The organism is Arsenicicoccus cauae, assembly GCF_009707125.1.
Lineage (GTDB): Bacteria > Actinomycetota > Actinomycetes > Actinomycetales > Dermatophilaceae > Arsenicicoccus > Arsenicicoccus cauae.
This window is the reverse complement of sequence record NZ_WLVL01000017.1, coordinates 149,327-155,780: the sequence shown is the minus strand read 5'-3', so window position 1 is coordinate 155,780 and position 6,454 is coordinate 149,327. Positions and strand designations below refer to the sequence as shown.

Genomic DNA, 6,454 nt, shown 5'->3' with positions numbered 1-6,454 from the left:
GGCTCCGATCCCAGCCTCTTCGGGCAAGACCCACCGACACCGGCTCAACCGAGGCGGTGACCGACAAGCCAACGCCGCGCTCTACCGGATCGTGCTGTGCCGGCTGCGCTGGGATCCCCGCACCCAGACCTACCTGCACCGCCGCACTGCCGAGGGACTCTCGAAGAAGGACATCATCCGCTGCCTCAAACGACTCATCGCCCGCGAGATCTACTACGTCCTCACCCGGGAGCGCATCGAGCCCGGACACCTCGCTACCGCCGCTTGACATCCATAGGAGCATCCTCGCGCAGCCGATCGTCAGCACGGGATGGGCGCCCTGGAGTCATGCCCCATGGAAGCGGAACGCCGGCCACACCCGGGCCCACCCCCCGGACGGGGAGTCGCACCGCACCAGGGGCGCGCCGGCCACACCGAACGGATCGCTCTCTCCGCGGGCCAGGGTGCCGACGTCGACGCAGCGCGCGAAAAGGTGGCGCAGCCCTGCGGAGCGCTCCCCGACGAGCAGGACCGACTCCGTCGAGGGCGGCCCCGACCCCGACAGCGCGTTGTGGCCGGAGGCGACCCGGTCGGCCGGGATGCCGCGCGTCGGCCCGTAGAACGCGACGGCCCCCGCCAGCGCATAGGAGTCCGTGACGACGGTGGCCTGGCTGCGTCCCCGGGGAGCGCTGATCTGCTGGACATACCCGTCCCAGCCGGCCTGGTCCCGCTGGACGGGGTTGACGGCGGACACCAGCCGGAAGACCGTCGACGAGGTCGGGGCGAGGGGTAGGCAGACCAGGAGGGACACGACCGCGTTGGCGCCCACCACGACCCACCGGCGACGCCACAGCGCCCAGTCCGCCTCCGCCGCAGCCCCCCACCCGATCGACAGCGCCGGCAGGAACGCCGCGACCGGGTAGTACGGCTGGGCGGGGAACAGCACCGTGAACCCCGTCACCAGCGCAGCAGCCACTGCGAGCACCGGCACGCCCAGGCCGTGGGCACCCGGTCGCCGGCATCGCTCGGACATCCTGGGCCCCCAGGACAGCCCCCGCCACAGCACGCGGACGTATGGCGGGCCGATGAAGATCAGGACCAGAGGTACGACGAACCACCGCGTGGACGCGCCGTGGCGCGCGATCAGGTCAGCCGAGACCGCGGACATCGGAAGCCCGTGCCAGAGCTGGGCCGCCACCTGCGGACCTGCCAGCACGGCGAGAGCGACCAACCCGGTCAGGGCCCCGCGGGTGCACAGCAGCCGTGGGTGCGACGCCGCGAGGGCCACGACCAGGCCTGCGACGAGGACCATGACCAGGAGCTTGTTCCAGCAGCCCAGACCGGCCACCGCCCCCGCCCATGCCAAGGCTGACGGCCTGCCCTGGATGCCTCGGAGCACCAGCAGGATGACCGCCTGCCACACCACCAGGTCGATGCTTGCGGTGAGGAAGACGTGCCCCACCAGCAGGGGGTAGACGGTGGTCGCGTGCGCCCACGCGGCGACGCGCTGCACGCGGGCGGGATGCCCGAGCAGGCGCGGACCCGCCGCGGCCAGGAGCACCCCCGCCATCGCTGCCAGGATCGCCGGCACCCGTTGGAGCCAGGCGGCCCCGCCGAGGCCGGCCAACCGTGACAGCCACACCGTCATCGGCGGCTGGTCGTCGTACCACCAGGCCCACGGGAGCATCCGGAAGTACAGCTCGTCGCCGTGGAGCCCGTAGCGTCCGGAGGTGGCCAGCAGGACGGCCCCCATGGCCAGCGCGGCCGGAGCCGCGACCCTCACGATGCCGGCGGGCGAGGGGGTGCCCACCTACAGGTCGCCGCCGAGGTGGGCGAGGACGCGGCGTGCCGTGCGCAGGCCCGAGGCCAGAGCCCCCTGGATGGACCCGGTGTCCCGGTGGTCGCCGCAGACCATCGTGACCTCGTCGACGTCGACCGGCTGACGGAGCGTGAGGGGTGGCGGCTGGACGGGCAGAGCGTCGGGCACGTCGTGACGGACCACCAGCTGCCAGGCGTCGGCGTCGCACGCGTAGATCTCGCTCAGACGGCGGCGCAGCTCCGACTCCGTGGGCACCCCCATCGCCATGACGGCCGTTGCCTGCACCAGGTGGCGACCGCGAGGGGCGTATGACGGTGCCGCGTTGCTGACCACCGCGGTGTTGACCAGCCCACCCGCGTCCCGCCGGGCGTCCAGGATGAGCATGTCGAGGTCGGTGGGCCGCGCGTCTGCGGCGAACCACCACGTCACCAGGCCCTTGGTCGCGACGCGCGGCAGGGGGGTGAGCGTCCCTACCTCCTGCGGTGACACGGCCACGACCGATCGGCGGGCGCGCAGCGTCCTGGCCTGGGTCTCGACGACGGCATGGTCGCCCTGCTTGCGGACGCGGTTGACTCGCTCGCGGAAACTGACCCGATCCCCGAGCCGGTCCGCGAGCTGCCCTGGTAGCGCGGCCATGCCGCGCCGCGGCAGCCCGGGGGTGCCGAGCACGAAGGCCCGGATCAGCAGCTGCACGTACGTCGTCGACGACGTCCCGTCCCCCTCGAGGATGACCCCCGCCAGGAAGCGGTCCAGCACCTCGCGGCGCAGCCGCCCGGTCACCCCGGCCTGGTCCAGCGTCATCCCCCACCCGGCATCCGGTGCTGCCGCGAGTCGCTCGACCCGTCCGAGCGCCGGGATCACCCAGCGAGCCAGACCGAGCAGCTCTCCGGGGTCGAGGTAGCCGGAGGTGATCGTGTCGAGGAGACGGCCTGGGTGCCGGATCGGGTCCGCCACCAGCGAACGGCCTCGGTCGTGCATGACCCCCGCCCCCCGCCCGAAGGGCTGCAGCCCCAGCGCGTCCAGGTCCGTGTCTGCCCGGATCCGAGGGTAGGAGGGGTTGAGGACCTGGAATCCCCTGTCGCACAGGAAGCCGTCGACCTGGTCGGTCCGGATGCGACCGCCGACTCTGTCGGAGGCTTCGAGGACGAGGACGTCCAGTCCGTGCGCCTGCAGCTCCGTGGCGCAGCGCAGGCCGGCCAGCCCGGCGCCGACGACGATGACATCGGTGTCGATCTCATGGGTGGTCATGGTGACGTGCTCCTTGGGTCGGGCGGCGGCGTCGGACGGTCGAGCCGGGCAGCAGGTCGAGCCGGCGGGCCAGGCGCCGAGCGAGGTGCACGCCGGGACCCCACCGGGCCGAGGTCGGCACGCTCCAGACGTCATGCCCGGCTCGACCCCACTGCTCGAGCAGGGCATTGGCCGCCTGCACCCCGGTGGTGGCCGCACGCTCCATGAGGGCCACGGGTAGCTCGCACCGGATCCCGTCCCCGGCCAGCACGAGCTGCTCCACGGGGGTGCGCACCCCGGGGCGGTCCAGCCAGGGGTCCGTGCCGGCGAGTGGGCAGTCCTGCTGGACGAGCACCTCCTCATGAAGCACCCGCGCCTCGACCAGCTCCGGGTGCAGCCGGTGCAGCTGGGTCCGCAGGTCGGCCAGGACCTCGGCGTCCGTCACCGCGTCGGGCACGGCATACGCGTGGAGCTCGATGACACTGCCACCGGTGCGCCGGGCCCAGGCCGCGGCGCCGACTTCCAGCAGGTGCATGGCCGAGAGGTTGTCCAGGAACCCCAGAGCCGCCGTCCCCAGGAAAGCAGGCGTGTCGTCTCGGACCGGGCGGTCCAACCACAACCGCTGCACGACGAAGCGAGGGGCCATCCGACCGCGAGCGACGGCGGCGCGCCAGTCGGGGGTGCCGACCCACCCGCTCTCGTCGACGATGGCCTGCAGGGAGGGCCGGGTCACCGCGAGCACCACCCCGTCGGCGGACATGTGGCCTCCATCGCCCAGGACGACCTGTATGTCGTCGCCGGGCCCGTCACGGTCCAGCCTCAGGACGGGCGCCTCGCACCGCACCTGGACCCCCCGCTCGTGCAGCCACCGTCCCAGGGGTGCCCACAGGGTGGTGTCGAAGTCGTCCCGGGCCACGTCGAAGAGCAGCCCTTCCGCCGATCCCAGGAAGTAGGTGTGGAACATCGCCACGAGCTCGCCCCCGGAGAACTCCCTGGGGTCGGCGAAGAAGCTGCGCGCGAAGACCTCGAGGGCGAGAGCCCGCATGGGGCCGGGGAAGTGCAATGCGTCCAGGACGTCCTGCGCGCTCACGCCATCATGCTCGACGAAGGTCTTCGGGAAGTCCACGTCGAGCAGCGCGAGCGCCCGCTCCACGTCCACCCGCCGTAGGTCGGCGAGCCGGCAGGATGGGCTGAGTGCCACGAACCCCAGGGCATTCCACGGGGGACGCCGGGGGATGCGGGTGAAGGAGTCCCTGGTCCCGTCCGCATGCAGCAGCGGGTAGTCCCGGACCGGTTGGAGGATCGACAGGTCGGGGTCGATCCGGCGGAGCAGCGCGCGCAGGTTGTAGTACTGACGGAAGAAGGCGTGGAAGCCGCGGCTCATGGCGGACGAGTCGTCGTCACCGGCGACCTGGACGGGCCAGGAGGCGACGCGCCCGCCGAGCTGGCGGTCGCGCTCGAGCAGGGTGACGCGCACCCCGCGCTCTGCCAGGCAGACCGCCGCATTCAGGCCGGCGATGCCTCCGCCGACGACGACCACGTGCGGATCAGCGGGAGCCTGTCGGGCTCGTCCCGCGTCCGGTGCCACCGCGGGGATGCGGACCGCGCGACGGTCCCTTCCCGGCCTCTCGGCCCCGCTCACGTCCGCCCCGATCGCACCCACAGGAGGATGGCCAAGGTCACCATCGAGAATCCGAACAGGTAGTCCTCCACCGGAATGTCCCACGGAAACCTCACTCCCAGGTGTTGCTGCGGGTCGTACATCACGATCGGTGCGCTCAGCTTGGTGAGCCACCCGTCGACCAGGGCCTGAAAAAACGCCACGATCGCCATCGCGCACCAGTACTGCTTCGTCCGGAACACGCCCGTGCGGAGCACCTGGCACTCGAGGAGGACGACCAGGATCACGGAGAGGACGGCCAGCGCGGTGTACTCAGGCACGGGATCGCTCCTGCCCCTGCTCGGTCGCGCCACGGCCGAGGCGCAGGACCGTGCCGACGGCCTCGTACGTCAGCAGCCCGCACACCGGGATCACCACGAAGAACACCAGCTCCTCGATGGGCATCCCGAGCGGCAGGTGAACCCCGGTGGTGTAGCGCGCCGAGTAGGACCAGTGGTCCCGCCAGATCCCGAGCACGTCCCAGGCCGAGAAGATCGCCACCACAGGGACCAGAGCGACCAGCAGACGCCGTGGCCGCTGGTACACCCTGGCCCGTAGCACCAGCTCCAGCGGCAGGGTGATGAGCAGGCATCCCCCCATGAGAGCGAGGTACTGCCAGTGGTCCCAGGAGTCAGGCCACATGGGTGCCTCCGGCGCAAGGCCGTGCCGGCCCGGGACGTCTTGACCGGCTCACGTTGCCACCCGCCCGGTTCGCACGAGGAACCGGCGCTCGGCATACGCCAGATCGTCATCCCAGAGGCGCGCCTGCGTGCGTTGCACCAACGGCCGAAGCACCGGAGACAGCCGCCGCGCGGCGGTGAAGCCGGGACGGGGCGAGGAGGCGATCGTGGCCTCCGTCATGACGGTGAGGGGAAGACCGTTGGCGTCGTGGCCGACCGGGGTCGCGTGGGTCTCCACCACGCTGCCCTCGCCCTCGCCGTCGGTGATCGTCATGACGACGGTGCGCGAGTCCGGGCAGGTGAACTCGGCCCGCACGGGGACCCCCCAGGTGCGGCTCAGCCGGAAGGTGACGTCGGTGACCAGGCAGTGGTCGGTCGACGCGTCCTCGTCGACCGTGAGGTGACTGAAGGCGTAGGGGTGGAACCAGGCGCCGTGCCACGGGTCCAGGCGGTTGGCGATGATGTCCTGCGCCTCGCACCGGGCCAGGCGCACATGGACGGCGTCGAAGGACGCGCTTGCCGGTGGCCGGGGGGCTGTGCGAGGGGCTGAGCTCGGCTCCTCGCCCGAGGTCGGCACCTGCACCCACAGCAGGACGCCGTCATCATGCGCCGGTAGGGGTGCCCAGGTGCCGGGCCACTCGGAGGGCAGCCGCAGGCCGTGCCACCGGCACACGACGTCGGTGCCGTCGGTGTCGCAGCCCTCGAGACGGGCACCCATGTGCGGGCAGGCGCCGGGACCTGCGAGCACCGACCCGTCGTGGGCGCGCCAGAGCGCGACCTCGCGGTTGCCGACGCGACGCACGAGGGAGCGCCCGGCCCGAAGGTCTCGGGATGCACCCAGGACGTACCACCCTCCCGCGTCCTCCGATCGCGCCGCCGCAAGGGCTCGCTCGATGCGGGGCAGCGACGCCTCCCGCCAGGTGGACCTGACGGCGTCGGGTGATGGTTGCGGGATGCGTCGGACTGGGATGTGCCGGGAAGCGGCAGTGGGCATCAAGCGCGTTTGCCTTCCGGTGGGCTGGCCAAGCAGCAGCTGCTGCAGCGGAGGTCGGGTCCTGGTGGGGGTCAGGCGAGCCTGCCTGTCTTCAA

Annotated in this window: 7 protein-coding genes; 1 reads left to right on the top strand and 6 read right to left on the bottom strand. The window is 72.1% G+C overall.

Features of this window, described 5'->3' with window-relative positions:
• A partial coding sequence (locus tag GGG17_RS04250; RefSeq protein WP_154592522.1) for a transposase occupies nucleotides 1–268 on the top strand: 268 nt, incomplete at its 5' end.
• Between the two features lie 57 nt (nucleotides 269–325).
• Here GGG17_RS04250 and GGG17_RS04245 read toward each other — a convergent pair.
• From GGG17_RS04245 to GGG17_RS04220, 6 genes are read right to left on the bottom strand one after another with little or no spacing between them, the layout of a single operon-like run.
• The gene (locus GGG17_RS04245) at nucleotides 326–1,789 is read right to left on the bottom strand and encodes an ArnT family glycosyltransferase (RefSeq protein ID WP_154592521.1); all 1,464 of its coding nucleotides are present in this window, start codon (nucleotides 1,787–1,789) and stop codon (nucleotides 326–328) included.
• Nucleotides 1,790–3,046 (bottom strand): NAD(P)/FAD-dependent oxidoreductase, encoded by a 1,257-nt coding sequence (locus GGG17_RS04240; protein ID WP_195849110.1) that lies wholly within the window; start codon nucleotides 3,044–3,046, stop codon nucleotides 1,790–1,792.
• Entirely contained in the window at nucleotides 3,033–4,667 is a 1,635-nt protein-coding gene (locus GGG17_RS04235; protein ID WP_375804499.1) for an FAD-dependent oxidoreductase, read from the bottom strand. The genes GGG17_RS04240 and GGG17_RS04235 overlap by 14 nt, the downstream gene beginning before the upstream one ends.
• Nucleotides 4,664–4,966: a lycopene cyclase domain-containing protein gene (locus tag GGG17_RS04230; protein WP_050347193.1), complete on the bottom strand. Its 303-nt coding sequence runs from the start codon at nucleotides 4,964–4,966 to the stop codon at nucleotides 4,664–4,666. Before GGG17_RS04230 ends, GGG17_RS04235 begins: the two co-directional genes overlap by 4 nt.
• The gene (locus GGG17_RS04225; RefSeq protein WP_050347192.1) at nucleotides 4,959–5,327 is read right to left on the bottom strand and encodes a lycopene cyclase domain-containing protein; all 369 of its coding nucleotides are present in this window, start codon (nucleotides 5,325–5,327) and stop codon (nucleotides 4,959–4,961) included. The genes GGG17_RS04230 and GGG17_RS04225 overlap by 8 nt, the downstream gene beginning before the upstream one ends.
• A 48-nt stretch (nucleotides 5,328–5,375) precedes the next feature.
• Nucleotides 5,376–6,359 carry a Rieske (2Fe-2S) protein gene (locus tag GGG17_RS04220; protein WP_154592519.1) on the bottom strand — a complete coding sequence of 328 codons (984 nt, stop codon included), beginning with the start codon at nucleotides 6,357–6,359 and terminating at the stop codon, nucleotides 5,376–5,378.
• Nucleotides 6,360–6,454: the final 95 nt, after the last annotated feature.

What these genes read in the sequence shown, in the direction of transcription:
- GGG17_RS04220 (WP_154592519.1), bottom strand. Translation starts at nt 6,359, where the DNA reads ATGCCCACTGCCGCTTCCCGGCACATCCCAGTCCGACGCATCCCGCAA.
- GGG17_RS04240 (WP_195849110.1), bottom strand. Translation starts at nt 3,046, where the DNA reads ATGACCACCCATGAGATCGACACCGATGTCATCGTCGTCGGCGCCGGG.
- GGG17_RS04225 (WP_050347192.1), bottom strand. Translation starts at nt 5,327, where the DNA reads ATGTGGCCTGACTCCTGGGACCACTGGCAGTACCTCGCTCTCATGGGG.